The 25,593-nt window shown below is 42.4% G+C and carries 30 protein-coding genes and 1 riboswitch; all 30 genes read left to right on the forward strand.

Annotation, left to right across the window (positions count from 1 at the left end):
• Nucleotides 1-9 precede the first annotated feature (9 nt).
• The 30 genes from C1G53_RS03900 to C1G53_RS04045 all read left to right on the forward strand — a co-directional run bounded on the left by C1G53_RS03900 (nucleotide 10) and on the right by C1G53_RS04045 (nucleotide 25,591).
• On the forward strand, nucleotides 10-705 hold the full coding sequence (locus tag C1G53_RS03900) for a cobalt-factor II C(20)-methyltransferase (protein WP_105117755.1): 696 nt from the start codon (nucleotides 10-12) through the stop codon (nucleotides 703-705).
• 20 nt (nucleotides 706-725) lie between these two features.
• Nucleotides 726-1,448 (forward strand): energy-coupling factor ABC transporter permease, encoded by a 723-nt coding sequence (locus C1G53_RS03905; protein ID WP_105117756.1) that lies wholly within the window; start codon nucleotides 726-728, stop codon nucleotides 1,446-1,448.
• Between the two features lies 1 nt (nucleotide 1,449).
• Nucleotides 1,450-1,731 (forward strand): energy-coupling factor ABC transporter substrate-binding protein, encoded by a 282-nt coding sequence (locus tag C1G53_RS03910; protein WP_105117757.1) that lies wholly within the window; start codon nucleotides 1,450-1,452, stop codon nucleotides 1,729-1,731.
• Nucleotides 1,718-2,383 carry a cobalt ECF transporter T component CbiQ gene (gene cbiQ, locus C1G53_RS03915; RefSeq protein WP_161941368.1) on the forward strand — a complete coding sequence of 222 codons (666 nt, stop codon included), beginning with the start codon at nucleotides 1,718-1,720 and terminating at the stop codon, nucleotides 2,381-2,383. The genes C1G53_RS03910 and cbiQ overlap by 14 nt, the downstream gene beginning before the upstream one ends.
• Nucleotides 2,384-2,392: 9 nt before the next feature.
• Nucleotides 2,393-3,241 (forward strand): energy-coupling factor ABC transporter ATP-binding protein, encoded by an 849-nt coding sequence (locus C1G53_RS03920; RefSeq protein ID WP_105117759.1) that lies wholly within the window; start codon nucleotides 2,393-2,395, stop codon nucleotides 3,239-3,241.
• Nucleotides 3,195-4,682, forward strand: a complete 1,488-nt coding sequence (locus C1G53_RS03925; RefSeq protein ID WP_105117760.1) for a cobyric acid synthase — start codon at nucleotides 3,195-3,197, stop codon at nucleotides 4,680-4,682. Before C1G53_RS03920 ends, C1G53_RS03925 begins: the two co-directional genes overlap by 47 nt.
• A gap of 20 nt (nucleotides 4,683-4,702) precedes the next feature.
• A complete protein-coding gene (locus C1G53_RS03930; RefSeq protein ID WP_105117761.1) occupies nucleotides 4,703-5,287 on the forward strand; it encodes a cob(I)yrinic acid a,c-diamide adenosyltransferase in 585 nt (194 codons plus the stop codon).
• 2 nt (nucleotides 5,288-5,289) lie between these two features.
• The gene (locus tag C1G53_RS03935; RefSeq protein ID WP_105117762.1) at nucleotides 5,290-5,724 is read left to right on the forward strand and encodes a precorrin-2 dehydrogenase/sirohydrochlorin ferrochelatase family protein; all 435 of its coding nucleotides are present in this window, start codon (nucleotides 5,290-5,292) and stop codon (nucleotides 5,722-5,724) included.
• 15 nt (nucleotides 5,725-5,739) lie between these two features.
• Nucleotides 5,740-6,999: a glutamyl-tRNA reductase gene (gene hemA, locus C1G53_RS03940; protein WP_105117763.1), complete on the forward strand. Its 1,260-nt coding sequence runs from the start codon at nucleotides 5,740-5,742 to the stop codon at nucleotides 6,997-6,999.
• Nucleotides 6,986-7,894 (forward strand): hydroxymethylbilane synthase, encoded by a 909-nt coding sequence (hemC, locus tag C1G53_RS03945; RefSeq protein WP_105117764.1) that lies wholly within the window; start codon nucleotides 6,986-6,988, stop codon nucleotides 7,892-7,894. Before hemA ends, hemC begins: the two co-directional genes overlap by 14 nt.
• Before the next feature lie 5 nt (nucleotides 7,895-7,899).
• A complete protein-coding gene (locus tag C1G53_RS03950; protein WP_238139102.1) occupies nucleotides 7,900-8,613 on the forward strand; it encodes a uroporphyrinogen-III synthase in 714 nt (237 codons plus the stop codon).
• Nucleotides 8,600-9,574, forward strand: a complete 975-nt coding sequence (hemB, locus tag C1G53_RS03955; protein ID WP_105117766.1) for a porphobilinogen synthase — start codon at nucleotides 8,600-8,602, stop codon at nucleotides 9,572-9,574. Before C1G53_RS03950 ends, hemB begins: the two co-directional genes overlap by 14 nt.
• 4 nt (nucleotides 9,575-9,578) lie before the next feature.
• Nucleotides 9,579-10,865 (forward strand): glutamate-1-semialdehyde 2,1-aminomutase, encoded by a 1,287-nt coding sequence (gene hemL, locus C1G53_RS03960; protein ID WP_105118117.1) that lies wholly within the window; start codon nucleotides 9,579-9,581, stop codon nucleotides 10,863-10,865.
• Entirely contained in the window at nucleotides 10,858-11,442 is a 585-nt protein-coding gene (cobU, locus tag C1G53_RS03965; RefSeq protein ID WP_105117767.1) for a bifunctional adenosylcobinamide kinase/adenosylcobinamide-phosphate guanylyltransferase, read from the forward strand. The genes hemL and cobU overlap by 8 nt, the downstream gene beginning before the upstream one ends.
• Nucleotides 11,439-12,161, forward strand: a complete 723-nt coding sequence (gene cobS, locus C1G53_RS03970; protein WP_105117768.1) for an adenosylcobinamide-GDP ribazoletransferase — start codon at nucleotides 11,439-11,441, stop codon at nucleotides 12,159-12,161. The genes cobU and cobS overlap by 4 nt, the downstream gene beginning before the upstream one ends.
• Complete coding sequence (locus C1G53_RS03975; protein WP_105117769.1) at nucleotides 12,158-12,763, forward strand: histidine phosphatase family protein; 606 nt, start codon at nucleotides 12,158-12,160, stop codon at nucleotides 12,761-12,763. Before cobS ends, C1G53_RS03975 begins: the two co-directional genes overlap by 4 nt.
• On the forward strand, nucleotides 12,744-13,847 hold the full coding sequence (locus tag C1G53_RS03980) for an NADH-dependent flavin oxidoreductase (RefSeq protein WP_105117770.1): 1,104 nt from the start codon (nucleotides 12,744-12,746) through the stop codon (nucleotides 13,845-13,847). Before C1G53_RS03975 ends, C1G53_RS03980 begins: the two co-directional genes overlap by 20 nt.
• Before the next feature lie 54 nt (nucleotides 13,848-13,901).
• Nucleotides 13,902-14,483, forward strand: a complete 582-nt coding sequence (locus C1G53_RS03985; protein ID WP_105117771.1) for a flavin reductase family protein — start codon at nucleotides 13,902-13,904, stop codon at nucleotides 14,481-14,483.
• 224 nt (nucleotides 14,484-14,707) lie between these two features.
• Nucleotides 14,708-14,852, reverse strand: a riboswitch (adenosylcobalamin (AdoCbl) riboswitch).
• 460 nt (nucleotides 14,853-15,312) lie between these two features.
• Complete coding sequence (locus C1G53_RS03990; RefSeq protein ID WP_105117772.1) at nucleotides 15,313-16,449, forward strand: 1-propanol dehydrogenase PduQ; 1,137 nt, start codon at nucleotides 15,313-15,315, stop codon at nucleotides 16,447-16,449.
• A gap of 85 nt (nucleotides 16,450-16,534) precedes the next feature.
• Nucleotides 16,535-16,879: an ethanolamine utilization microcompartment protein EutS gene (gene eutS, locus C1G53_RS03995; protein WP_024380898.1), complete on the forward strand. Its 345-nt coding sequence runs from the start codon at nucleotides 16,535-16,537 to the stop codon at nucleotides 16,877-16,879.
• 19 nt (nucleotides 16,880-16,898) lie between these two features.
• Nucleotides 16,899-17,474 (forward strand): ANTAR domain-containing response regulator, encoded by a 576-nt coding sequence (locus C1G53_RS04000; RefSeq protein ID WP_024380897.1) that lies wholly within the window; start codon nucleotides 16,899-16,901, stop codon nucleotides 17,472-17,474.
• 175 nt (nucleotides 17,475-17,649) lie between these two features.
• Nucleotides 17,650-19,083, forward strand: coding sequence for an ethanolamine ammonia-lyase reactivating factor EutA (gene eutA, locus C1G53_RS04005; RefSeq protein ID WP_105117773.1), 1,434 nt, complete (start codon nucleotides 17,650-17,652; stop codon nucleotides 19,081-19,083).
• A 30-nt stretch (nucleotides 19,084-19,113) separates the two neighbouring features.
• On the forward strand, nucleotides 19,114-20,487 hold the full coding sequence (locus C1G53_RS04010) for an ethanolamine ammonia-lyase subunit EutB (RefSeq protein WP_024380895.1): 1,374 nt from the start codon (nucleotides 19,114-19,116) through the stop codon (nucleotides 20,485-20,487).
• Nucleotides 20,488-20,499: 12 nt separating this feature from the next.
• Entirely contained in the window at nucleotides 20,500-21,393 is an 894-nt protein-coding gene (gene eutC, locus C1G53_RS04015) for an ethanolamine ammonia-lyase subunit EutC (protein WP_105117774.1), read from the forward strand.
• A gap of 15 nt (nucleotides 21,394-21,408) precedes the next feature.
• On the forward strand, nucleotides 21,409-22,062 hold the full coding sequence (gene eutL / locus C1G53_RS04020; RefSeq protein WP_105117775.1) for an ethanolamine utilization microcompartment protein EutL: 654 nt from the start codon (nucleotides 21,409-21,411) through the stop codon (nucleotides 22,060-22,062).
• Nucleotides 22,063-22,074: 12 nt separating this feature from the next.
• The gene (locus C1G53_RS13525; RefSeq protein WP_105117776.1) at nucleotides 22,075-22,737 is read left to right on the forward strand and encodes a BMC domain-containing protein; all 663 of its coding nucleotides are present in this window, start codon (nucleotides 22,075-22,077) and stop codon (nucleotides 22,735-22,737) included.
• A 6-nt stretch (nucleotides 22,738-22,743) separates the two neighbouring features.
• Nucleotides 22,744-24,249 (forward strand): acetaldehyde dehydrogenase (acetylating), encoded by a 1,506-nt coding sequence (locus C1G53_RS04030; RefSeq protein ID WP_024380891.1) that lies wholly within the window; start codon nucleotides 22,744-22,746, stop codon nucleotides 24,247-24,249.
• A gap of 25 nt (nucleotides 24,250-24,274) precedes the next feature.
• Complete coding sequence (gene eutM, locus C1G53_RS04035) at nucleotides 24,275-24,568, forward strand: ethanolamine utilization microcompartment protein EutM (protein ID WP_024380890.1); 294 nt, start codon at nucleotides 24,275-24,277, stop codon at nucleotides 24,566-24,568.
• A gap of 19 nt (nucleotides 24,569-24,587) precedes the next feature.
• A complete protein-coding gene (gene pduA / locus C1G53_RS04040; protein ID WP_024380889.1) occupies nucleotides 24,588-24,863 on the forward strand; it encodes a propanediol utilization microcompartment protein PduA in 276 nt (91 codons plus the stop codon).
• 83 nt (nucleotides 24,864-24,946) lie between these two features.
• Nucleotides 24,947-25,591 (forward strand): hypothetical protein, encoded by a 645-nt coding sequence (locus C1G53_RS04045; RefSeq protein ID WP_105117777.1) that lies wholly within the window; start codon nucleotides 24,947-24,949, stop codon nucleotides 25,589-25,591.
• Nucleotides 25,592-25,593: the final 2 nt, after the last annotated feature.

A 25,593-nucleotide genomic window follows, 5' to 3' on the forward strand; every position in this document is an offset into this window, starting at 1 on the left:
GAGTAGCTTATGGCACGATTTTATGGAATTGGGATTGGTCCTGGTGATAGTGAGTTGGTAACAGTAAAAGCTAGTCGTATTCTTGGTGAGCTTGATATTCTCTATACTCCAGAAGCCAAAAAAGGAGCGAAAAGTTTAGCGCTTGAGATTGCTGGACCCTATCTAAGTGAAGAATTGATGATCAAGCAACGGCATTTTCCAATGGTAAGGGATAAGTCGCATAAAGAAGGGCAATGGCTGGATATCGCTGAAGAGATTGTTGCAGATGTCCAAGCAGGTAATAATGTTGGTTTCATCACTCTTGGGGATCCAATGGTATTCAGTACCTATAGCTATCTATTAGACATTATCGGGCATCGTATTGAAACCAAGACCATACCGGGGATAACGTCATATAACAGTATTGCAGCTGAAGTCGGTTTACCCCTGGTCATGGATGAGGAATCCTTTGCAGTTGTTCCAGCAACTGCGGGTGTACAGCACTTGGAGGCTGTATTAAGGACACATGAAACGGTTGTTATTATGAAGGTGGCTAATCATCTTGCTGAAGTACTTCCCTTGTTAAAGCAGTTTGATTTGCTTGATAAAACGGTTCTTGTTAGTCGTTCTAGTACCGATCAACAAGAGATTCGACATGGGGTAGCAGATCTCTCTCCTGAAGAAAAGCTATCTTATTTCTCAACTATGTTAGTCAAAAAACATTAAAAAAAATAAAGGAGAATAACATGAAAAAGTTATTGAATCTTTTAGCACTTGTTGCTTTGCTGACCCTAGTTACAGCTACACCAGTAGCAGCCATGCACATTATGGAAGGCTATTTACCACCAGCTCATGCCTTGCTCTGGTTTGGAATATTTGCACCATTTTTCCTGTATGGTTTGTTCCAATTGAAAAAGTCGGTCCAGAAAAATCCTGAAAGCAAGGTGGGATTGGCTCTATCAGGTGCCTTTGTCTTTATCCTTTCAGCCCTGAAAATTCCATCTGTAACAGGTTCAACATCTCATCCAACAGGTGTCGGCTTTGGTACAGCTATGTTTGGTCCGAGTGTCATGGTTGTTTTAGGAACGATTTGTTTGCTCTTCCAAGCTCTCTTCTTGGCCCATGGTGGTTTGACAACCTTGGGAGCAAATGGATTTTCAATGGCAGTCGTAGGCCCATTTGTTGGTTACTTTGTTTATAAATTAGCTCTTTCTATGAAAGTCAATAAGCGCGTGGCTATTTTCCTCTGTGCTTTTATAGCTGATCTAGCAACTTATTTAACTACTTCGCTACAATTATCATTGGCCTTTCCAGATGCACAAGCAGGTGTCTTTGGTGCTGCAATGAAATTTATGGGTGTTTTCATGGTTACACAAATTCCAATTGCCATCATTGAAGGTCTTTTGTCAGTAGTCCTGTATAACTTAGTTGTAGCCAATGCTAAAAAAGAAGAAGTGGGAGTGTTCTAAGATGAAAAAGCAAAATATTCTTTTATTGTTGACTTGTGTTCTGATTGCTGTTGGTGCCTTCTTCTTAGCGCCTAAAGACGCCGAGTTTGGGGGTTCGGATGGCGGTGCTGAAGTAGCCATTACAGAGGTTAATCCAGATTATGAACCATGGTTCGCTTCAATTTATGAACCAGCTAGTGGTGAGATTGAGAGCTTACTCTTCACCATACAAGGTAGCATTGGTGTGGGTATTATTACCTATGTATTGGGTTATCACAAGGGAAAGAAATATGTTAATCATTGATCAATACGCCTACCAGAATCGATTGGTAGGCCTATCTCCCAAAGTAAAATTAGGGATTTACCTATTGTTGCTAGGAATTTCTTTTACAGGAATTCCTAGCCTGCAATGGGCTATTATAGTGGCCTTATTCCCAGTGACTTGTTACCTAGCAAAGTTACATTGGAAAACATATGCAAAATGGCTATTGTTAACCTTGCCTTTTGTTTTTATCAGTTTAGTAACCATGGCCGTGAGTTTTCAAGAATCTCCATCAAAGGATCTTATTCTAGTCTTACCTTTGTGGAAGGGCTATGCAGTTATCACTCGTGCAAGTCTAGATCAAACCATTGCTGTGTTTGTGAGAAGTTATGCTTGTTTGATGTCTACCTACTTTTTTGTTCTCACTGTACCATTTAGACAGTTGATTGACTTGTTAAGAAGTTTTCGCATTCCAAATGAATTATTAGAAGTTATTGTCTTTATGTATCGCTTTATCTTCATGTTTTTGGAAGAATTTCTTGTCATGCGAGATACACTTGATTTGAAATTTGGTTTTGGAACAGTCAAGCAGAGCTATCAAACTATGGGTTTGTTGGCTAGTCAATTATTTACTAGATTGATGAGAGCAAATCGACAGATCAATGATATGTTAGAATTTCGCTTTGATCCTTAGGAGGTTATCATGCTAAGTGTGGAGAATATCAGTTACACCTATAATCTAGACTTTGGAAAGGTCCTCGAAGATGTAACTATGGACTTTGATAAGGGGCAAATCGTCGGTGTTTTAGGTGCCAATGGTTCTGGTAAATCAACTTTGATGAAAGTTATCATGGGCCTCTATCAGCCGCAGAATGGAAAGGTATTTTACCAAGGGAACTCTCTTATCTATAACAAGAAGGCCTTATATGCCTATCGCCAAGAGGTTGGAATTGTTTTTCAAGACCCTGAACAACAGTTGTTTTACTCAGTGGTGGAAGATGATGTGGCCCTGGCCCTTCGTAATCTCTCCTATCCAGAGCCAGAAATAAAGGAGCGTGTGGATAAGGCGTTAAAAGATATGCATATCGAACATTTGCGAAATCGCCCTGTTCACTATTTGAGTTTTGGTCAGAAGAAAAAGGTGGCGATTGCAGGTGTTTTAGCCTTACAACCTAAGTATTTACTTCTGGATGAACCGACTGCAGGTTTAGATCCGCGTGGTCGGAATCATATGATGTTTCTGATGAAAAAATTGGCCAAGCAAGGAACAAAAATTATCTTGACCAGTCATGATATGGATTTGATGTATGATTGCTGCGACTACGTTTACCTACTTGATAAGGGGAAATTAGTCTTGGAAGGCGAAGTAGGCAGTGTCTTTTTAGAAGAGGAAATCTTAGAGAAGGCACGCTTATCTTTACCTTGGCTAGTAAAATTACATCTAGCAATGGGGCTCCCATTGGCAGAAAATGAACAGGAATTTTTTGAAAGGTTAGGAAAAGACTATGGCAAAATCATTGATGATTCAAGGAACAGCTTCGGATGCCGGTAAGAGTATTATCGTAGCAGGTTTGTGTCGTATTTTTAAGCAGGATGGCCTGCGGGTTGTGCCCTTCAAATCACAGAATATGGCCCTTAATTCTTATATCACCAAAACAGGTCAAGAAATGGGACGGGCCCAGGTCTTTCAAGCGGAGGCTGCTCAGGTTGAACCAGATGTTCGGATGAACCCTGTTCTTCTCAAACCGACCTCAGACCGAAAATCTCAGGTTGTTTTCATGGGCCAGGTCCTAACGGATATGGATGCTGTCGAGTACCACGAATTTAAGCAGGAGCTACTTCCCAAGATCAAAGAAGTTTATGAGGAACTGAGTGCTGAAAATGATATAATATTGCTTGAGGGAGCAGGTAGCCCAGCTGAGATCAATTTGAACGACCGAGATATTGTTAATATGGGTATGGCTAGATTGGTTGATGCACCGGTTATCTTGGTAGCGGATATTGATAAGGGTGGTGTCTTTGCTTCGATTTATGGGACAATCATGCTCATGCCAGAGGAAGATCGCCAACGAATCAAGGGAGTAATTATCAATAAGTTCCGAGGTGACGTTGCCCTGCTTCAATCAGGAATAGACATGATTGAGGACTTGACTAAGGTTCCTGTTTTGGGTGTGGTCCCTTATGCCCAGCTCAACATTGATAGTGAAGATAGTGTTGCCCTAGTTCAAAAAAGCCGGAAATATAATCCTCAAAAAGACTTGGATATTGCCATTATCAATCTGAATAGGATGTCTAATTTTACAGATTTTAATAGTCTAGAAATGCAGCCTGACGTGTCTGTTCGCTATGTCAGACCAGGTGATGAGCTTGGTCACCCAGATCTCGTGATTTTACCAGGAAGTAAGAACACTATTGAGGATATGGTCTATTTGGTCGAGTCGGGCTTGGATAAAGAAATTCATCGTTGTTTCCAAGAAGGAAGTGCTATTTTTGGTATTTGTGGTGGCTACCAGTTACTTGGTCAACACTTGTCGGATCCCTTAGGGGTTGAGTCCAGCATTCAGGACATACCTGCGCTGGGGCTTTTAGACACAACCACTATCTTCCAAGCCAATAAGTGTACCACTCAGGTCCAAGCTCGGCAAGGTGACTACTGCTTAGAAGGTTATGAAATCCATATGGGGGAAACCTGTTTGGGTGATGGTGTTCAAGCATTTTCAACCATTGTTTTGCAAAATGGCGAGGCGACGGAGCGTCAGGATGGAGCTATTGGACATGGTGGTCAGGTTCAAGGGACCTATCTACATGGTATTTTCGACAATCTGGCATGGACCCGTGATTACCTAAATCAATTAAGAATTAGAAAAGGCTTGCCAACTCTTGACCAGCAAGTAGAAGCCATTCAGACCATAAAGGATAGAGAGTACGATAAGTTAGCAACTATTTTGAGAGAATCCTTGGACATGGCAGCTATCTATGACATCTTAGCTTGACCGTTAGGAAGGGAAAATGTATGCGAATTTATACAGGATATGGAGATAGTGGGAAAACCCGCCTTTATGGTGGTGACCGAGTTTCCAAGACCCATGAGCGCGTGGAAGCTTACGGGACTATGGATGAGCTGTGTTCACTGCTAGGAAGAATAGTTGCGGAGATGAGGGAATACCCAGAATTGGACGATCTTCGACTGGAGTGCGAGCAAATCCAGCAGCAGCTCTTTGATTGTGGCAGTGACCTAGCTACACCAAGGGAATTGCGGCCCTACAAGCAGGAAGAAGCTACTGTAAATTGGCTGGAAGAACGTATGGATGCCTATATGCACCAGCCACCGCAGTTGGAAAAGTTCATCATACCAGGTGGGCATTTGATTGCCAGTTCTCTCCACATGGCAAGAACACTTACTCGGCGATTGGAACGTCGAATGGTAGCCTTAATGGAGATAGAAGAAAAGGTAAATCCAGTCGGTATGGTCTATATCAACCGTTTATCAGACTACTTTTTTGTCCTAGCTCGCCTGGTTAATTTTAGACTAGGGGTAGCTGATACGGTCTATGAACGCAGCTCTAAGATTTTTCGAAGTCGGAAAAAGGAGGCATGACCATGTACCCAGTTATGATTAACATAAAGGGAAAAAAGGTAGTTGTGGTAGGTGGGGGCAAGGTTGCCTCCAGAAAAATCAAGGGCTTGCTAGATGAGGGTGCTTTGGTGACTGTTATCAGCCCAGACCTGCATTCAAGTATTGATGCTACACAAGTGACCTGGCTTGCCAGGCCCTATGAAGAAGGAGATTTAGAGGGTGCTAAATTAGCCTTCGCCTGTACCGACCAAGCCAGTGTCAATCTGCAAGTGATGGAGGATGCCGATCCTAGTCAGCTGGTCAACAATACTGGTGACAAGAACCATTCAGATTTTTACAATGTAGCAATGGCCAAGGGAAAAAATTTTTCTGTTATGATTTCAACAAATGGTACTTCAGCGGCCTATTCAAAAGCTATACGCCAGAAAATTGAAGCACTGTTAGAAGATTTAGAATGAAAAGGTTAGTATGTTATGGACCTATTATATGTTGGATTGACCCATCAAAATACACCGTTTAGTTTGTTGGAGAGGGCACACTTTTCCGACGAGGAAGTGGACCAGGCCTTACAAGCACTGAATCAAGAGAAAAGTATTTTTGAAACGGTCATTGTATCGACCTGTAATCGAACAGAGCTGTATCTAGTGGTGGACCAGCTCCATACAGGACGCTATTATGCCAAAAGATTTTTACTGAACTGGTTTCAGCTGGAAGCGAAAGAAGTAGATCCCTGTCTGATTTTCAAAGAAGCCGATCAGGTCTTGGAACACCTACTGAGAGTGTCCATTGGCCTGGAATCGAAGATTTTAGGAGAAACTCAAATTCTAGGTCAGTTGAAACGGGCCTTTGCCAGAACCCAGTCAGTAGGGACGACTGGAGTTATATTAAATCAAGTCTTCAAGCAAGTCATGACCTTTGCCAAACGAATGCATGAAGAATACCGCATCAATGCTCGACCGATTTCCATAGGCTTAACAGCGGTGCAAATGCTAGAGCAGACGGATTTTGACTATTCTGGAAAAACAGTAGCGGTTATCGGCCTGGGAGAAATCGGCCAACTGGTGACCAAATACTTGCTGAAAAAAACTTTTGAACAAATCCGCTTGGTCAATCGGACAGTTTCAAAGGCCCAGTATTTTCTACAGGACCAACGTGTGCAGGCTTTTAGCTGGGACCAGCTAGAAGCAGCGGTTGCGGATGCGGATGTTGTATTCTCGGCTGTAAAAGTAGGTGGCTACATTCTCTTTCCAACTATGCTAAAAGAAAGTGTTATCGCCTTTGACCTTTGTCTACCTAGGACCGTTCATCCCACTGAACAGATGACCCTCTATACCATCGAGAATCTCAGCAATCAACTGGAAGTCTATCATGAAGAAAGAAGAGAAATTGCCAATCAGATTGTTTTGGAAATAGAGGATGAGTTGGTCAAATACCAAGAGTGGCAAGCTCAGCTGGGGATTGTTCCTCTCATTCGTGAATTGAGGGAAAAAGCCTTGCAGATTCATGCAACATCCTTAGAAAGTATCAATCGAAAGATACCTAATTTAACCGAAAGGGAACAGAAACAAATTTCCAAACACATGAAGGGGATCGTCAATCAGTTGATTCGAGAGCCCATTTTACAACTCAAGGAGATGTCTGTCGGGGAAAGGTCTGACTATGATATTGCCTTGGTCTGTAAACTTTTTGGCTTAAAAGCAGACAGATTAGGAGAAGATTATGACAATAATTAGAGTGGGAACTCGGCAAAGTCAGTTAGCACTTACTCAGACCAATATGGTTGTAGATGCCCTTAAGACCTTACACCCCGATGTTGCGTTTGAACTGGTTCCTTATAAGACGACAGGTGACAAGCTAGTCCATGTCAGTCTTCAGAAAATCGGTGGAAAAGGTGTTTTTGTTAAAGATATTGAGAAGGCACTGGTGGAAAAAGAGATTGACATTGCAGTCCATAGCTTGAAAGATGTTCCTGGGCTACTAGCTGAGGGATGTGTGATTGGGGCCAGTCCTGAGCGTGAGGATGTGCGTGACTGTTTGATTTTCAAAGAAGCTGGTATGACCTTAGCTAGCTTGCCAGCTGGATCAGTAGTGGGGACTAGTAGTCTTCGCCGTCAAGTCCAGCTCGAGGCTGTTCGACCTGACCTGGTCTACAAGTCCTTGCGTGGAAATATCGATAGCCGTATTCAAAAGGTCCGAGACGGCCAGTACGATGCCATTGTCTTAGCAGTTGCGGGAATCAATCGGCTTGGCTGGACCAGCCAGGCTGACTTGGGTATTGAATATTTGGACGAATCCATTTGTCTTCCTGCCATTGCTCAGGCAGCTCTGGGAATCGAATGTCGGGCGGATGACCAGCAAGTATTGGATATCTTATCTGGCATAAACCATCCTGAAACAGCCATCTGTGCAGGCATTGAGCGGGAATTTTTACGAGGAATGGGTGCCGATTGCACCTTCCCAATTGCTGCCTTGGCCAAGCAGGTTGGAGCTGACTATCAGTTAGAAGTCATGCTGGCAGACCGTGAGAAAAACTGCCACCGCATCAAACTCTCTGGTCCAGACGGTTTCCAGTTGGCCAAAGAGGCCGTGGAGAAACTCAATCAGCTAGGGGTTGAGCCAGCAGGATGACAGCGATGATTGTAGTAACAAGAGATGGGGCTATAGATGTGGACCTGCAAGCAGCTTTGGAAAATGCTGGCTTCCAGCTAGTAATTGTTCCCCTGATAGCTTTTCAGGCCCATCCTCTGCCTCAACAAGTCCAGCAGGAGTTAGCAAAGGCTGATTGGCTGTTCTGCACCAGTGCAACAGCCTTTGAGTGCTTCCTGCCCCATCTTCCATCTTCTATACAGATTGCCAGTATTGGTGAGCAGACCAGTCGTTCCATAAGGGAAGCAGGACGGTCAGTGACTTTTGAGTCTGCTAGCCAATATGGAAAAGATTTTGTAGCGGAGTGGTTGGCACTTGGCTTAGAAAGGCAAAAGATTTTGTTTCCGCAAAGTCACTTGGCCAATCCTATCATAGCAGAAGGTTTGAGGCAGGAGGGGCATGCTGTGCTGGCTTGGGAGATGTATGATACGGTTGCCAATCAGGCAGGTCAGGATCAGCTGGCTACTTATCTGAATACGGATAGGGTTATCTGGACCTTTGCTAGTCCATCTGCCTGGCACAGTTTTACAGAGGTAGTCAAAAAGCTTCCTGTCAGCCATAAAATAGCAGTCATTGGAAAAACAACAGCCCAAGCGGTGATGGAATCTGGTTATGAGGTAGACCTCATGCCAGACAAGCCTTCTATCACAGCCATGCTAGAAACCATCATGGATAAGGAGAAACGATATGGTATTTTTTAGACACAGACGTCTGAGAAGGACAGAAGGGATTCGCGATATAGTCAGAGAAACCCAACTGCTGACCACAGACTTGATTTATCCTATTTTTGTGAAAGAAGGTCTTGATGACAAGCAGGAAGTAGCTTCCATGCCAGGAGTTTATCAACTCCCCTTGCATCAGTTAGTGGATGAAGTAGCAGAAGTAGAAAAATTAGGGCTAAAGAGTATCATACTTTTTGGCATTCCCAAGGAAAAAGATGAGATTGGCAGCCAAGCCTCCTGTGAAACAGGCATTGTTCAGGAAGCGATTCGCCTAATCAAAGAACACTTCCCTCAGCTTGTCGTGATCGCAGATACCTGCTTGTGTGAATTTACCAGTCATGGACATTGTGGTTTGTTAAAAGGTCAGGAGGTTGACAATGATACTTCCTTGACACGCTTGGCAGAAGTTGCTATTAGTCAAGCAAGAGCGGGGGCGGATATCATTGCTCCATCCAACGCCATGGACGGCTATGTTGAGGCTATTCGTCAGGGACTGGATCAGGCAGGTTTTGAAGATATTCCCATCATGTCCTATGCCATTAAGTTTGCCTCTAGCTTTTACGGACCGTTTCGCGATGCTGGTGAGAGTGCTCCAAAGTTCGGCAATCGGAAGACCTACCAAATGGATCCAGCCAATCGTTTAGAAGCCTTGAGAGAGGCGCTGAGCGATGAGAAAGAAGGTGCTGACTTCCTCATGGTCAAGCCAGGTCTAGCCTTCTTGGATATTCTACGGGAATTACGGCAGGAAACAAAACTTCCCTTAGTTGCCTATAATGTCAGCGGAGAATACGCCATGATTAAAGCTGCAGCTCAAAATGGCTGGATTGATGAGAAGGCGGTTGTTCTTGAAACCTTGACAGGATTTAAGCGGGCAGGTGCAGACTTGATTATCACCTACTTTGCCAAAGACGTAGCCCACTATTTGAATGAGGAAGGATAAGATGATGCAGACTCAACAATCTAAGTTCGAATTCGAACAAGCCCAAGCCGTTTTTCCAGGCGGAGTCAATAGTCCTGTCAGAGCCTTTAAGGCAGTTGAAGGAAATCCAGTATTTATCGACAGGGCCAAGGGTGCCTATCTTTATGATGTGGATGGAAATCGCTACATCGACTACGTTCTATCCTGGGGACCAATGATTCTAGGTCATGCAGAAGATAGAGTTATTGAAGCGGTCAAGTCAGCCGTGGAATGCGGCACCAGTTTTGGAGCACCAAGTCCCTTGGAAACTCGTTTGGGCCAGCACCTGCAGGAACGAATTCCCTATCTGGAACGGATGAGAATGGTCAGTTCGGGAACGGAAGCTACCATGAGTGCTATTCGCTTGGCACGTGGAGTAACCCGGAGGGATAAAATCGTTAAATTTGTTGGCTGTTACCATGGTCACAGTGATTCCTTCCTCGTTCAAGCAGGGTCTGGGGTTGCCACCTTTGGCTTGCCAAATTCCCCTGGCGTGACAGAAGCAACTGCTCAAGATACTATTACGCTACCTTATAATGATAAGGCTAGCTTTCAGGCCTGTTTTGAAGAAATGGGTTCAGACATCGCCTGTGTCATTATCGAAGCTGTGGCGGGAAATATGGGGCTGATTCAGGCGGACCATGACTTTATCCATGTTATTCGAGAGCTCACCAGTCAATACGGTGCCTTGTTTATCATCGACGAAGTGATGACAGGTTTTAGGGCTAGTTATACTGGAGCTACGGGCTTGTACGGAGTAGAGCCAGACTTATTGTGCTTTGGTAAGGTTGTTGGTGGAGGTTTCCCAATGGCATTGTTTGGAGGTAAGAAGAAGTACATGGACTATATCGCTCCCATGGGAGCAGTCTATCAGGCAGGTACCTTGTCAGGAAATCCCATCGCTATGACAGCTGGCTATGAAACCTTGGTGTCCTTGACACCAGAAATCTTCAAGGACATGGAAGAACGAACTAGTCAGCTTTGCCAAGGCTTGAAAGAGTTAGCTGTCAAGTATCAGATTCCCTTACAGGTTGTACAAGTTGGTACCATGTTTGGATTTTTCTTTAACGAGTATCCTGTTCGAAATTTTGAAGATTCCAAAGCCAGTGACCAGGAAGTCTTTGCTCGTGTCCATGCAGGCTTACTCAAACAGGGGATTTACCTAGCACCTTCCCAGTATGAATCAAATTTCATGTCCGCAGCTCATACCAAGGAAGATATTGATCAGACCTTGCAGGCCTTTGATACTGTTTTTGGAGAAATATATGGGTAAAATTGTCTTGGTAACTGGAGGAGCTCGAAGTGGCAAATCGCAGTTCACAGAAGAGCAAATCTGGGAGAAAAATCGTGTTTGTTATATAGCGACAGGAATGAGTTCAGGCACCGACAGTGAATGGCAGGAGCGAGTCCGACTTCACCAAGAACGCCGTCCAGCTGCTTGGACCACCCATGAACAGTTTGCGAATCTGGGATCCTGGTTGAAAGACCAAACCTACGATTATTACTTGCTGGACTGTGCCACCATGTTGACCACCAATCTCCTCTTTCAGCTGGTTGAAACCTATTTCCCTGAGAAAATAGCCATGGAGGATACCAACTTCCTAAGCAAGGAAGAACAGGCTTTTATCAGCCAACAAATCCATGCTCAATGGCAGGACATCCTACTTGCTCATAGGGCAACAGAGAGTCAGCTCTATATTGTTACCAACGAAATTGGACTGGGCATTGTTCCAGATACCAAGTTGGGACGGTATTTCCGCGATCTGCTTGGACAGGTAAATCAGTTTTTAGCGAAGGAGGCGAGTGAGGTTTATCTGGTGATTTGTGGCCTTGCTCAACGCTTAAAATGATAGATGCACTGATTATTTACACACAATTTTTTAGTCGGATTCCCATCAACAAGGAAGTGGACATTGCCCATATCCAGAAAGGAGTTCCCTACCTGACCCTATTTGGCCTCTTGCTAGGGAGTATTACAGGACTGTTTTATTTTCTAGCTCAGCTAGTTTTACCAGGGATAGTCGCGTGGTGCCTCAGTTTTCTCTTTGATGTCTTACTGACAGGTGGGTTTCACTTAGATGGCTTGGCAGATACTGCAGATGGACTTTTTTCCTCGCGAAAAAAGGAGAGAATGCTGGAAATCATGAAGGATAGTCGTATCGGTAGCAATGGTGTCCTGGCCTTGATTCTTTACTATGCTCTGATGCTGGTGGCCTATCCTTATCTTCCTGAGCCGACCTGGTTTATAGTGGCAGCATTGGCGATGATTGGGAAGGCTGGACTAGCTCTGCAACTTTATCACATGCGATATGCACGGGCTGAAGGTGGTACGGGCAATTTTTTCTCAGGTACGACAAGTGGTCAAATTTTCCTCTCTCAGCTCTTGCCACTAGCCAGCTTGGTTTATGTCTTTAGTTATAAAGGTTTGCTTGCCTACGGCCTTGTCTTGCTCGGTTCACAGGTCTATCGGCGGTTTGTCTACCAAAAAATTGACGGCCACACGGGTGATACTTTAGGAGCCTTTGTAGAAGTGGCTCAACTCCTATTTATTATTGGGTTAATCATATGAAAATCTACCTTATGCGTCACGGTGAAACCGATTTAAACAAGAAAAGATGTTTTTACGGAAACTTGGATGTTTCTATCAATCAAAGAGGCAGGGAGCAGGCTCAGATTTTACACACTCTGATGCAGGATATTCCTGTTGACAAGGTCTATGTCAGCTCTTTAAGACGTAGTCAGGAAACAGCCCAACTTGTCTTTCCAGCTAGTAATCCAATTCCATTAAAAAAACTAGATGAAAAAGGTTTCGGATTGTGGGAAGGCTTGACTGCTGACCAGATTCAAGAACAATTTCCACTGGAATGGGAGGCCTGGTTAGCTGAACCATTTACCTACAAACCGCCAGAAGCGGAAGCTTTTGGGGAATTTCAAGACCGTGTTTGGAATGAAGTTGACAGATTGGTCAATGAACACCCAGGGCACTCACTGGCTCTTGTTGCTCACTTAGGTGTTTTAAGGCTGATTTACCAACGTTTAGTAGATCCATCGGCACTATTTTGGGATATTGATTTCCCCCAAGGAACCGTGACTGTTGTTGAAAAAAAAGAAACATATTTTACTGCATATCTTTTAGGAAAAGAGGTTGTAGATGGTAAAAACAATTCATGATGCCGTACAAATTACGGATTACATTCACACTAGAAATCGAGTGGTGCTGGCTCCCATGACCTTGAGTGTTTGTCAACCGGGAGGCTATGTGTCACAAGATGATATTGATTTTTATGCTCGTCGTGCTGGCCAAGTAGGTATGGTTATTACAGGTAGTGCCTATGTCCATGCACAAGGTCAGGCGTTCAGGGATAGCTTTAGCGTCGCGGAAGATGATAAGATTGAAGGTTTGTCCCGCTTGGCTCACGCCATCAAGGAAAAAGGAGCTTTGGCAATCTTACAAATCTATCATGGTGGCCGCATGGTTCCTCCAGTCCTGATTGAAGGAAAACCCGTAGCCCCTAGTGCCATTATTGGTTCTCATGGCAATGTAGTGGAGCCACGTTCCCTGAAGCATTTGGAAGTAGATGAGATCTTACAAGCCTTCCTTGATGCAACTAGGAGGGCCATAAAAGCAGGTTTCGATGGGGTAGAGTTACATGGAGCTAACACCTATTTAATCCAGCAATTCCTTTCTCCCCATTCCAATCGACGGCAAGATAAGTGGGGAGGCAGTCTGAATAACCGTATGCGGTTTGCCAAGACCTTAGTTAAGCAGGTGAAAAAACTAGTCAAAGAAGAGGCAGATAGACCATTTTTGGTTGGTTATCGTTTCTCTCCAGAAGAGATTGAAGATCCAGGGATTGAATTATGGGATAGTTTACAGCTGATAGAGCAGCTAATTGCAATGGGGGTAGATTATCTTCATCTCTCCTTAAGTCATGTTTTCCGACCTTCCCTGCGGAATCCTGAAGCACCAGAGCCGATCATTCACTCAGTCATAAAAAAAATCAATGGACGGGTTCCTTTGATTGGAGTTGGTGGGGTTCAGACTAGTCAAGATGTGGAAGAAATTCTCGCAGAAGATATCCCACTCTTCTCTGTTGGTAAGGCCATGTTACTAGATCCCGACTGGCCAATCAAGGTTTCTCAAGGACGGGAGTATGACATCATTACCCGCTATCGAGATGAATTGCAAGAAGAGCTGAAACTTCCAACAGCATTTGTCAATTCCTTACGGGATTATTTGGAAGGCAACCAATGACTATTTAGAATTGGTCATCTTTTGTCTTAGAAAACTATCATAAAGGAGTAAAAGGTGAAAAAAACATTTGAAACACGCAAGCTATATTTCGGATTCCCAGTATTCTTTCTGGGATATAAAGATGATGTTCATGGATACAATATAACAACCTCAAGTTCTGCTTATTCTTTGGGCAGTATGATGGTTATTGGCATGAGGACAAAGGGAAATGCAGTAACTGAAATCAGTAAACATGGTCACTTTACTGTCAATATTCCTAGAGAAGAGTTGATTGAGGAAGTGGAACTTGCTGGTTTTAATAGCCGAAAAGATAAATTTTCCTTGACTGGTTTGACTTACACAGTTGGTGAAACAGTCGATGCTCCTTTAGTAAATGAGTGCCCAATTTCTATTGAGTGCGAAGTTGTTGAACTTGTGGAATGTGGTAAGTTGACCAACATTATTGGAAAAGTGACGCGCAGAGTAGTAGAAGAAGACTTGCTTGATGAGCATGGTGATTTTAAGGGCCATGAATTTTCGCCGATCAGCTATATCGGTGATGGTTCAGGTCGTCACTATCGCTACTATAGTGAAGATTCCTTAAGGATGGGGACTCTGATCAAAAAACGAAGAGAATCAGAAGCAAAGTCGGATTAGAACAAGAAAAAACCACCTTTGAAAAATCAAGGGTGGTTTGTAGTTTATGTTAAGAAAGCATTTATACATCTTTGTATAGTCTGTTAAGCATCATTGATTAACTGTGGCTTTCCCGATTATCGGCCCTGCTCCGTTGCAGTAAGGTAGTTTTTCTACCTTTAGAAAATGAAAGGTACTTCACGTAGAGCCAATAATGGAAAATACCGCAGTAGATGCGCTATCCAAACTGACATCACACCTTACATCGAGGCGTGAGATCTACTAAAATTTGAAACCAAAGACCTGACTTAAAGCAAAGCTTATCACAGTGGCGGGACCGCGTTGGATTTGCACCAAACTTCCATGTTTTCAAAAGTACTAAAATCAATTCCTAGCATCATAATTATAACTTATCTTCGCTAGTTTGACAACTAATTTGTATCAAAATGATGGAAATTGAGAAGCTCTCTCCATCCATAACTCGCTTTGCTATCAGGAGAGCATTTTGTCATTCATCAAGGCAGATTTTTATGGAAATATAAAAAAGAAGATGAATGCTGGGTAGCTTGAAAACTAATCATAGATAGAAGTACTGAACGAGGGGCACAGGTTCGTAGGTAGTCATTTAGGTAAGGGGGCAAGGAGCAAAAAAAGTTAATAAAAATATCAAGAAAAATCATTATTTCTGTTGATATGTTAATGGCTTTATGTTATAATTTTTTCGTGGTACAAAGGCGTACTAATCAATAAGCAATGTAGCTATATGAAACGACTATGACTTAATGGAGAGTTCTAGTCTGGTTTTCATATGGCTTATTTTTATGGAAAAGTTACATAGAAAGGAGAAGAAATGTACAAGATTTTCTATAAAACAGAATTGTGCATAGGTGAGGGTGCTCTAGAACAGCTAAGAAGTTATAAGAATGAGCACATCTTGGTTGTTGCAGATCCCTTCCTAAAACAAACTGGTCAACTGGATAGTGTATTAAGTTACCTAGATGACAGCAATCAGTGTCATGTTTTTGATGATATTGTACCAGATCCACCGATTGAAACCATAATTGCTGGTATTCAGTCCGTGGGTGGTCAACAAATCAGTATCATCCTTGCGATTGGTGGCGGTTCAGCTCTTGATGCAGCCAAGGCAATTTACTACTTTGGTAAAAAAATGGCTGTGTTTACAGATGTGACTTTAATTGCTATTCCAACAACCAGCGGTACTGGTTCGGAAGTGACGGAATTTGCCGTCATTACTGACAGGCAAAAAGAGATCAAGTATCCCTTGGTTTCAAGAGAAATACTACCCGATGTAGCCATTTTAGATTCCTGTTTAGTATCATCTCTACCAGAAAACATTACAGCAGATACGGGGATGGATGTCCTGACCCACGCTATTGAAGCCTATGTTTCGACCAAGGCAACAGATTTTTCAGATGCTCTAGCAGAAAAAGCCATTAAATTAGTTTTCGAATACCTACCTAAAGCCTACAAAAATGGAAACGATTCAGTGGCTCGTGAAAAAATGCATGTTGCGTCAACTCTGGCAGGCATGGCCTTCAATACCGCATCCTTGGGGATCAACCATGGCTTAGCCCATGCTACAGGAGCAAAATTCCATATCCCTCATGGACGAGTAAACAGTATTCTAATGCCATACGTCATCCAGTATAATGCCAATATCAGTGCTCGTGGACTAGGTGACGGTGATAGAGCAACAGCTATCCGATACCAAGAGATTGCTAAACTAATTGGTTGCAGTGCTACTAGTCCTGTTTTGGGTGTTCGACAGCTGATTGACGCTGTGAAAAAATTGCAACGAAAACTGGATTTGCCGATGACTTTACGGGAGTATGGTGTGTCTGTTAGTGATTTTAATCAGTACAAGGAAGAAATTGCAGCAGCAGCGGTAGTAGATAAGTGTACTGCTACAAATCCACGACAACCGAGCACGGAAGAAGCTTTGGCAGTTTTGGAAAATGCTTTCTAGAATTATGTTGATAATTACCCTACTTCGTGTTATAATATACTAACTAGGGTGTTATCCAAACTTCTATTGAGGGAAGGTGGACAAACTGGAAGAAAAACAGAGAATGATACAAGAGTATGTACCAGGGAAACAGATAACCCTGGCCCATCTCATTGCAAATCCTGATGAAGTCATTTATGAAAAACTTGGTTTGCTGGTCGATAAAAAAGGAGCTATTGGCATACTGACGATTACTCCTAGTGAAGCTTCCATCATTGCGGTAGATCTTGCGACCAAGGCGGCAGATGTTCAGATCGGCTTTGTTGACCGATTTAGTGGCTCTGTTGTCATGACAGGAGATGTTTCATCTGTTGAGGCTGCTCTAGTAGCTGTGTTACAAGGCTTGGAGGAAATTCTTCATTTTTCAAGTACAGTTGTAACGCGGACATAAGCTTTCAGAAGAGGTAGGTATGAAAGGTAGAATACTAATAGCAGACAAGGATCCAATGGTCAGACGTGAAGTTAGAGAACTATTGGAAAAGGCTGATTTCGAAGTTGTGGCAGAAGCTAGTGATGGCTTTGAAGCAATAGAATTAAGTCAAAAATACCGTTCGGATTTAGTTGTGATGTCTATCCAGCTACCTCTATTAGATGGTTTGACAGCCTGTAAAAAAATATTGGATGATAATCTGGCCTATAGTGTTCTCTTGTTAACTACCCAAAGTGATGAACAGTATATCGAGAAAGCCAAAAGATATGGTGTTAGTGGTTACTTAGTAAAACCTCTTGATGCTAAATCGTTGATTCCTATGGTGGAAGTATGTATTGCAAGAGGTAGACAATTTCAGCACTTGACCAGTGAAATGGCTAAATTGACGAAGAAAATCAATGACCGTATCATCATTGAAAAAGCAAAAGGCTTATTGATGTCCCGTGATCATCTATCAGAATCAGCAGCCTTTAAGCATATTCGAACCATCAGTATGCAAAAGCGAGTTCCCATGGTGGAAATTGCTAAATTGTTGGTTATGCATGATGAGTTTTAATAATAGATATACAATACAGTGAACCAAGTCCTGTGATAGTAAGCAGTATTACAGGATGCTAATCGAATAGAAGAGGCTGACAATGATGTAAGCCTAAAAGCAATGACGCTTGAAGAGTGGTAATAGACGAGTTCTATTAGCATTTCTTTAAGTGTCTTTTTTTGGAGGTAAGGTGATGTCCGATAAGATTTTAAGTGTTGGCATTGATATTGGTACTGCTACGACCCAACTGGTGTTATCTGAATTGACTGTGGAGAATATTGCCTCCGTTTTCACTATTCCACGTGTCTATATAACAGATAAGAAGGTTCTATATAGGAGTGAAATTATCTTTACTCCCATCTTTGAAAATCTTTTGATAGATGTTGAGTCTATAAAAGAATTTGTCCGCTTGGAATACCAAAAAGCAGGTATTTCTAAAGATATGATTCAGATGGGGGCTGTCATCATAACGGGTGAAACAGCTAGAAAGGATAATGCTAGTCAAGTCTTAGAGGCTTTGAGTGGCTATGCTGGTGATTTTGTTGTTGCTACTGCTGGTCCAGACTTAGAGAGTGTTATCTCTGGAAAGGGAGCTGGTAGCTATCAGTACTCTCAGGAACATCACACTTCTGTAGCAAATATTGATATTGGTGGTGGAACATCCAATATCTCTGTTTACCGAGAGGGTGATTTGATTGATACAGCGTGCTTTGATATTGGTGGCAGGCTTGTGAAAATTGAACCTAATAGTCACAAAATTACCTATATTGCTCCAAAACTTCAAGAAATTATTAGCCAAGAAAAATTACAATTGGCAGTAGGGGCTCAACTTAATGGTCCAGATTTAGAACGCTTGATAGATATTTTAGTATCTGTACTGGAGCAAAGTTTGGGTCTAGATACAAATAGTCCATACTATGAGTTACTTCAGACTAATCATGGTTTGAAACTAGATTATCCTGTCAAGTGTGTTTCGTTCTCAGGGGGAGTAGCTGATGCTATTTTCCAAGCAGATCCTTCTGTTAGTGATTTTCACTATGGTGATATAGGGATACTACTTGGAAAAGCGCTAGCACAATCGAAAATATTTTCAGACAAGAAGGTAATTGAGTCAGTTGAAACCATTCGGGCTACAGTAGTTGGTGCTGGTAGTCATACGACAGAGGTAAGTGGGAGCACGATTACCTACATTTCGAAAATTTTGCCAATCAAGAATATCCCAGTTTTAAAATTATCTAGTCAAGATGAGATGGGATCTAAGCAAATGCTGGCAGAAGCTATTAAGGAAAAAAGCCGTTGGTTCATGCTTGAAAATGAAGTGCAGGAATTAGCGCTGGCCTTAGATGGTATAAAGAGTCCAAGTTTTGTCAGGGTACAAGAATATGCTCAGGCTATTCTGGAAGGGATGAAAGATAGTATTGACCGAGGAATTCCTTTGTTGGTTGTTGTCAAGGAAGACATGGCAAAGGTACTTGGTCAAAGCTTGTTTGCATTGTTGCCTAAAGATTATCCCTTTGTTTGTATCGATTCAGTTGATGTGCAAAATGGAGATTACATTGATATTGGCAATCCGCTAATCGAAGGGTCGGTTTTACCAGTCGTTGTAAAAACCCTCGTATTCAGTTAAGTAGTCAATATCAAAAGGAGGATAAATTTAATGATATTAAAAACGAAGTTATTTGGTCGAGTCTATGAATTTCATTCTGTTAAAGAAGTCTTGGCCAAGGCTAATGAATTCAAATCAGGAGATCATTTGGCTGGTGTTGCTGCAGAGTCTGCAGAAGAACGTGTAGCAGCTAAGGTTGTTTTGGCTCAGCTCAAGCTTTCTGATTTGTTTAATAACCCAGTTGTCCCTTATGAAGAGGATGAAGTGACGCGCATTATCATTGACGACGTTAATCTTCGAACCTATGAAAAAATCAAAAACTGGACGGTTGAAGAACTGCGTGAGTGGATTCTTGATAATAAAACAACAAATATTGATATTCAATGGTTGTCACGTGGTTTAACTTCAGAAATGGTTGCAGCTGTTGCTAAGCTCATGACAAACTTAGACTTGATTGTAGCAGCGCAAAAGATTGTCATTACTAAGACTGCAAATACTACTATTGGTGTTCCAGGTACCTTCTCATCTCGCTTGCAGCCTAACCACACAACTGATGATCCTGATGGTATCATGGCTTCAACAATGGAAGGCTTTGCTTATGGCTGTGGAGATGCCTTGCTTGGTTTGAACCCGGTGGATGATTCGGTAGAAAGTACCAAACGGATTTTGCATAAATTCAATGATTTTATTGAAGAGTATAAAATCCCAACTCAGCATTGCGTGCTGGCCCATGTAACGACACAAATTGAGGCCATGAATCAGGGAGCTCCGACAGGATTGGTCTTCCAGTCTATTGCTGGATCTGAGAAAGGAAATACAGCCTTTGGTTTTGATGCTAAAATCATTCAAGAGGCTCGTGACACAGCCTTGAAAGTAGGTACAGCAGCAGGTCCAAACGTTATGTACTTTGAAACAGGTCAGGGATCAGAATTGTCCTCAGATGCCCATCATGGAGCTGACCAAGTAACTATGGAAGCACGTTGTTATGGTTTTGCAAAACGTTTCGATCCATTCCTTGTTAATACTGTAGTTGGTTTCATTGGTCCAGAGTACCTCTACGATTCCAAACAAGTTATTCGTGCAGGTTTGGAAGACCACTTCATGGGTAAATTGACAGGTATTTCAATGGGATGTGATATCTGTTACACCAACCACATGAAAGCTGATCAAAACGATGCTGAAAACCTACTTGTTCTCCTCGGTGCTGCAGGTGTCAACTATATCATGGCTATTCCACATGGTGATGACATCATGTTGAACTACCAAACAACTGGCTATCATGAAACCGCTACCATGCGTGACTTGTTAGGCAAGCGTCCAATCAAAGAATTTGAAATCTGGATGGAAAATATGGGCTTGATGAAAGATGGTCATCTGACTGAAATTGGTGGTGATGGCTCTGTCTTTATGAAGTCAAAAATATAGGAGGAAGTTACTGTGAATGAACTAGAATTAAAAGAAATGATTCGTTCCATTTTGAATGAAATAACTGAAACGCCAGTTGTACCAGAAAAAATGGACACGCCTTCCTCTTCACATCAACCGAAGCAAGAAGATAGCCAAATTGAAGATGGAATCATTCCTGATATTACCGAGGTGGATATTCAGAAACAATTCCTTATTCCAAACGCGATCAATGAAGAGGCTTATCGCAAGATTAAACAATTCACTCCAGCTCGTTTAGGTTTGTGGAGAGCAGGAAATCGCTATAAAACACAAACAATTCTGCGCTTTAGAGCAGACCATGCTGCAGCTCAAGACGCAGTATTCTCCTATGTCGCAGAAGATTTTGTCAAAGAGATGGGCTTTATTCCTGTCCATACCAAGGCTTCTTCTAAGGACGAATACCTAACGCGACCTGATTTGGGAAGAATTTTCCCAGAAGATCAGCAGGAAATTATCAAAAACAGCTGTAAGAAGAATGCCAAAGTTCAAATTGTTGTCGGTGATGGATTGAGCTCGTCAGCCATTGAAGCAAACATAAGAGATTTCCTTCCAGCTTTGAAGCAAGGTTTGAAAATGTTTGGTCTAGAATTCGACGAGGTACTCTTTATCAAACACTCACGGGTTGGTGCCATGGACCATATTGCAGAATTGACAGGTGCAGAAGTTGTTTGTATCTTGATTGGCGAACGTCCAGGATTGGTAACAGCAGAATCTATGAGTGCCTACTTGGCCTATAGACCAACGATGGGGATGCCCGAATCACGTCGGACTGTTGTATCCAATATTCACAAAGGTGGAACTCCTGCGGTAGAGGCAGGGGCATATGTTGCGGAAATCATTAAAAAGATTTTGGACAATAAAAAATCAGGTGTTGATTTGAAATAAAAAGGAGGTCCTATTGTGATAAACGAACGTTTGGGAGCATCTGTTCTTAGTGCTCTACTTATTTCCAATGTTGATGCCAGTCTGGCTGCTTCTTTGGAGTTAAAACCTCATCATCGAAGTTTGGGAATTATTACTTCAGATTGTGATGACGTAACCTATGTTGCACTGGATGAAGCAACCAAGTCTGCCGATGTTGAAGTGGTTTACGCTAGAAGTATGTACGCGGGTGCTGGAAATGCATCAACTAAATTGGCTGGTGAAGTCATTGGTATCTTAGCAGGTCCAACTCCGGAAGAAGTTCGGAGTGGCTTGGATGTTGCCATTTATGAAATTGAAAATGGCGCAAGCTTCTATAGTGCTAATGATGACAATACTATCCCATATTTTGCTCATTGTGTTTCCCGCGCAGGTTCTTATCTTTCCCAAGGTGCAAATGCCGACGAGGGAACTGCTATTGCCTACTTGATTGCACCGCCAGCCGAAGCCATGGTTGGTCTTGATGCAGCTTTGAAAGCTTCAGATGTGACCATTGGTTCCTTCTATGGTCCGCCAAGCGAAACAAACTTTGCTGGAGGTCTTCTAGTGGGTTCTCAATCGGCTTGTAGGGCTGCCTGTGATGCCTTTGCAAGAACAGTTATCTCTATTGCAAGCAATCCTAAGAATTATTAAAAGGGGGATTAGATGGCTAAAAGAGCACTAGGACTAATTGAAGTAAGAGGGTATCTAGGTGCTGTTGTAGCTGCCGATATAGCTGTAAAAGCAGCCAATGTCTCCATTATCAATATTGAGAAAATCAAATCTGGTTTGAATACCGTACATATTACAGGAGATGTTGGCGCTGTAAAAGCAGCAGTAGCTGCTGCAGTCGCAGAACTCGAAAATAAATCTTTTTATCGTGGTAGCCATGTCATTGCTAGCATGGATGAGCAGACTGAAAAATTGATCAGGGCTGAGAAGAAACTCAATAAAGAAGAGCCTCTTCCAGTCGAAGAGCGAGCTATTGCCGTAGAGCAAGCTGTGCCTCTCACACAATCGAAGGAAGAGGTTGCTGTTTCTGCAAATCTTGTAGCTAGCCCTGAGCCATCAGAAAGGACAGAGCTAGTTAATGAAGAAGCTACTGAAACAACGGAAGTAGCGGAAATGCCTACAAGCATAGAAGAGGAAGCGGTCGAAACACCTTTTGTTCCTAAGTTTTCACAAACAGAGCTGGAAAAATTAAAAGTTGTCAAACTCAGAAGCATTGCCTACCGTGAAAAAGATATTCAATTAAGCAAAAAAGAAATAAAATTTGCTAACAAGCGTCAGCTTGTCCAAGCCTTGATGGAACTCTCTAGAAAGGAGTAATACTGAATGTACTTAGAAGATAAGGATTTAGTATCAATACAGGAAGTTCGCAACCTTGTTCGCCAAGCAAAAAATGCTCAACGTGAACTAGCGCAGATGTCCCAAGAACAGATTGATACGATTGTCAAAGTCGTTGCAAAAGCTTGTTACGATGAGCGTGAACGACTAGCTAAGATGGCTGTTGAAGAAACTGGATTTGGTCGCTGGCAGGATAAAGTTATCAAAAATACAGTGGCTTCAAAGGTGCTTCTGGAGCATATCAAGAATATGAAGACTGTAGGTATCTTGCGCGAAGATACAGAGAAAAAGATTATCGAAGTTGGTGTACCAGTTGGTGTGATTGCTGGTCTGATTCCTTCGACAAACCCGACCTCTACTGTCATGTATAAAGCCCTCATCTCCTTGAAGGCTGGAAACAGTATTGTATTTTCTCCACACCCAAGCGCCTTGAAGTGTATTGTTGAAACAGTGGAAATTATTAAACGCGCTGCTAAAACAGCTGGCTGTCCAGATGGAGCCATCAGTGTTATCGAAAAAACTTCCATTGCGGCAACTAATGAGCTCATGCGCCACAAAGATACAAATCTTATTTTGGCAACGGGTGGTACAGCTATGGTAAAAGCAGCTTATTCATCTGGAACTCCTGCGATTGGTGTAGGACCTGGTAATGGACCAGCCTTTATCGAACGGAGTGCGGATATTCCAACAGCTGTTCGCCATATTATCGAGTCTAAAACCTTTGATAATGGTGTCATTTGTGCCTCTGAGCAATCAGTCATTGTTGAAGAGGACATGAAAGACATTGTCATCGCAGAATTTAAAAAGCAAGGTGCTTACTTCTTACCACCTGCTGATGCTAAAAAATTGGGAGAATTTATCATTCTTCCAAGCGGTGCAATGAATCCGAAAATGGTTGGTAAGACACCTCAAATCATCGCTGAGCGGGCAGGTATCTCTGTACCGGCTGACGCAAGAGTCTTGATTGCAGAAGAGTGTAGAGTTGGAAAAGATGCACCATATTCTATGGAAAAATTGGCTCCAATTCTTGGTTTCTATACTGTTAAAACATGGGAAGAGGCTTGTGATTTAAGTATTAAAATTCTGCATCATGAAGGGGTTGGACATACCCTATCCATCCACTCTAAGAATGATGAGATTATTCGTGAGTTCGCCCTGAAAAAACCAGTTTCCCGTCTATTAGTCAATACACCTGCAGCTCTTGGTGGTGTTGGTGGCACAACAGGTTTGTTCCCAGCCTTTACCTTAGGCTGTGGGGCAGTCGGAGGAAGTGCCACATCTGATAACGTTAGTCCACACAATCTTTATAACATCCGTCGTGTTGCTTACGGAACATCTGAATACACAGATTTCTTAAAAGCTGAAAATCTAATGGATAGTTATAGAGGGACAACAACTGATACAAATATAAGCTCAGGTCCAACTTCAAGTACCAACGAAGATGAGCTTGTTGAATTACTTGTAAAACAAGTATTAGCTAAATTAGGTCAATAAAAAATAATTTTTGGAGGTCATAACAATGGCAAGTGCAAACGCATTAGGAATGGTAGAAACACGCGGCTTGGTTGGCGCAATCGAAGCAGCAGATGCAATGGTCAAAGCAGCAAACGTTACCCTTGTAGGTAAAGAACAAGTTGGTGGTGGTTTGGTGACTGTCTTGGTTCGTGGAGATGTTGGTGCAGTTAAAGCAGCGACAGATGCAGGTGCAGCAGCAGCAGAAAATGTTGGTGAATTAGTATCTGTACACGTTATCCCACGTCCACATTCAGAAGTAGAAGTAATTTTACCTCAAGCTAAAAAAGAAGAAGAATAAAAAATCGGAGGAAATAACAATGGCAAACGCAAACGCATTAGGAATGGTAGAAACACGCGGCTTGGTTGGCGCAATCGAAGCAGCAGATGCAATGGTCAAAGCAGCAAACGTTACCCTTGTAGGTAAAGAACAAGTTGGTGGTGGTTTGGTGACTGTCTTGGTTCGCGGAGATGTTGGCGCAGTTAAAGCAGCGACAGATGCTGGTGCAGCAGCAGCAGAAAATGTAGGTGAATTAGTATCTGTACACGTCATTCCACGTCCTCATTCAGAAGTAGAAGTAATTTTACCGAAGTAGCGAATAAGTGTACTGGCTACCCATTTGAGTAGGTTCTCTGCGGGTAGCCAGTTGATTAAATAATCGTTAAAGGATGTGAGTGTATGTCGGTTTTTACAGAAGTAAAGATTAGAAAGCTGCTCAAGGAGCTTTCTATTGCTGACGGAGGAGTTTTCCAGTTAGGTGAACATGAAAAACTGACTCCATCAGCAAGAAGTTACTTGAATGACCATCATATTCGAGTGGTCCAAACGCGTTCCAATAATCAGCAACTTACGACATCTCCACAAGCGATACATCAAAAAGTAACTACTTTAGAAGATTCAGCAATCTATCCAATATTGTTTCGTCTAACGACACTTTATCCACATTTTCTTAAAAGTAAACGTGAACTCTATCTTTCATTCGAACAATCAAAATTTGAGAAAGTCAGCAAAGTATTGACAATGATTGAAGGTATGGTATCTGGTCAGATACTGGATGAACTTCACGATTATGATGAACTACTACCGTCGGTGACAGAACTGGATGAATATAGTCAGCAAAGGGAACTTGATTTTACAAAGCTTTCCTTAACCTGTGCTGTAACTAACTGGAAACTAGCTCTGTACGAAACTTACATAGCCTTAGCTACGCTTGAACAGGAGCTATCGCTGATAGGTTCTCGAGAAAATGATGTATATTTGGCTAAGCTAACTCATTTATTGCATTCTACTCAGATTTTCCTATGGATGACAATGGATGAGTGAAA

The organism is Streptococcus suis, from assembly GCF_002960445.1.
GTDB classification, from domain to species: Bacteria; Bacillota; Bacilli; order Lactobacillales; family Streptococcaceae; genus Streptococcus; species Streptococcus hyiners.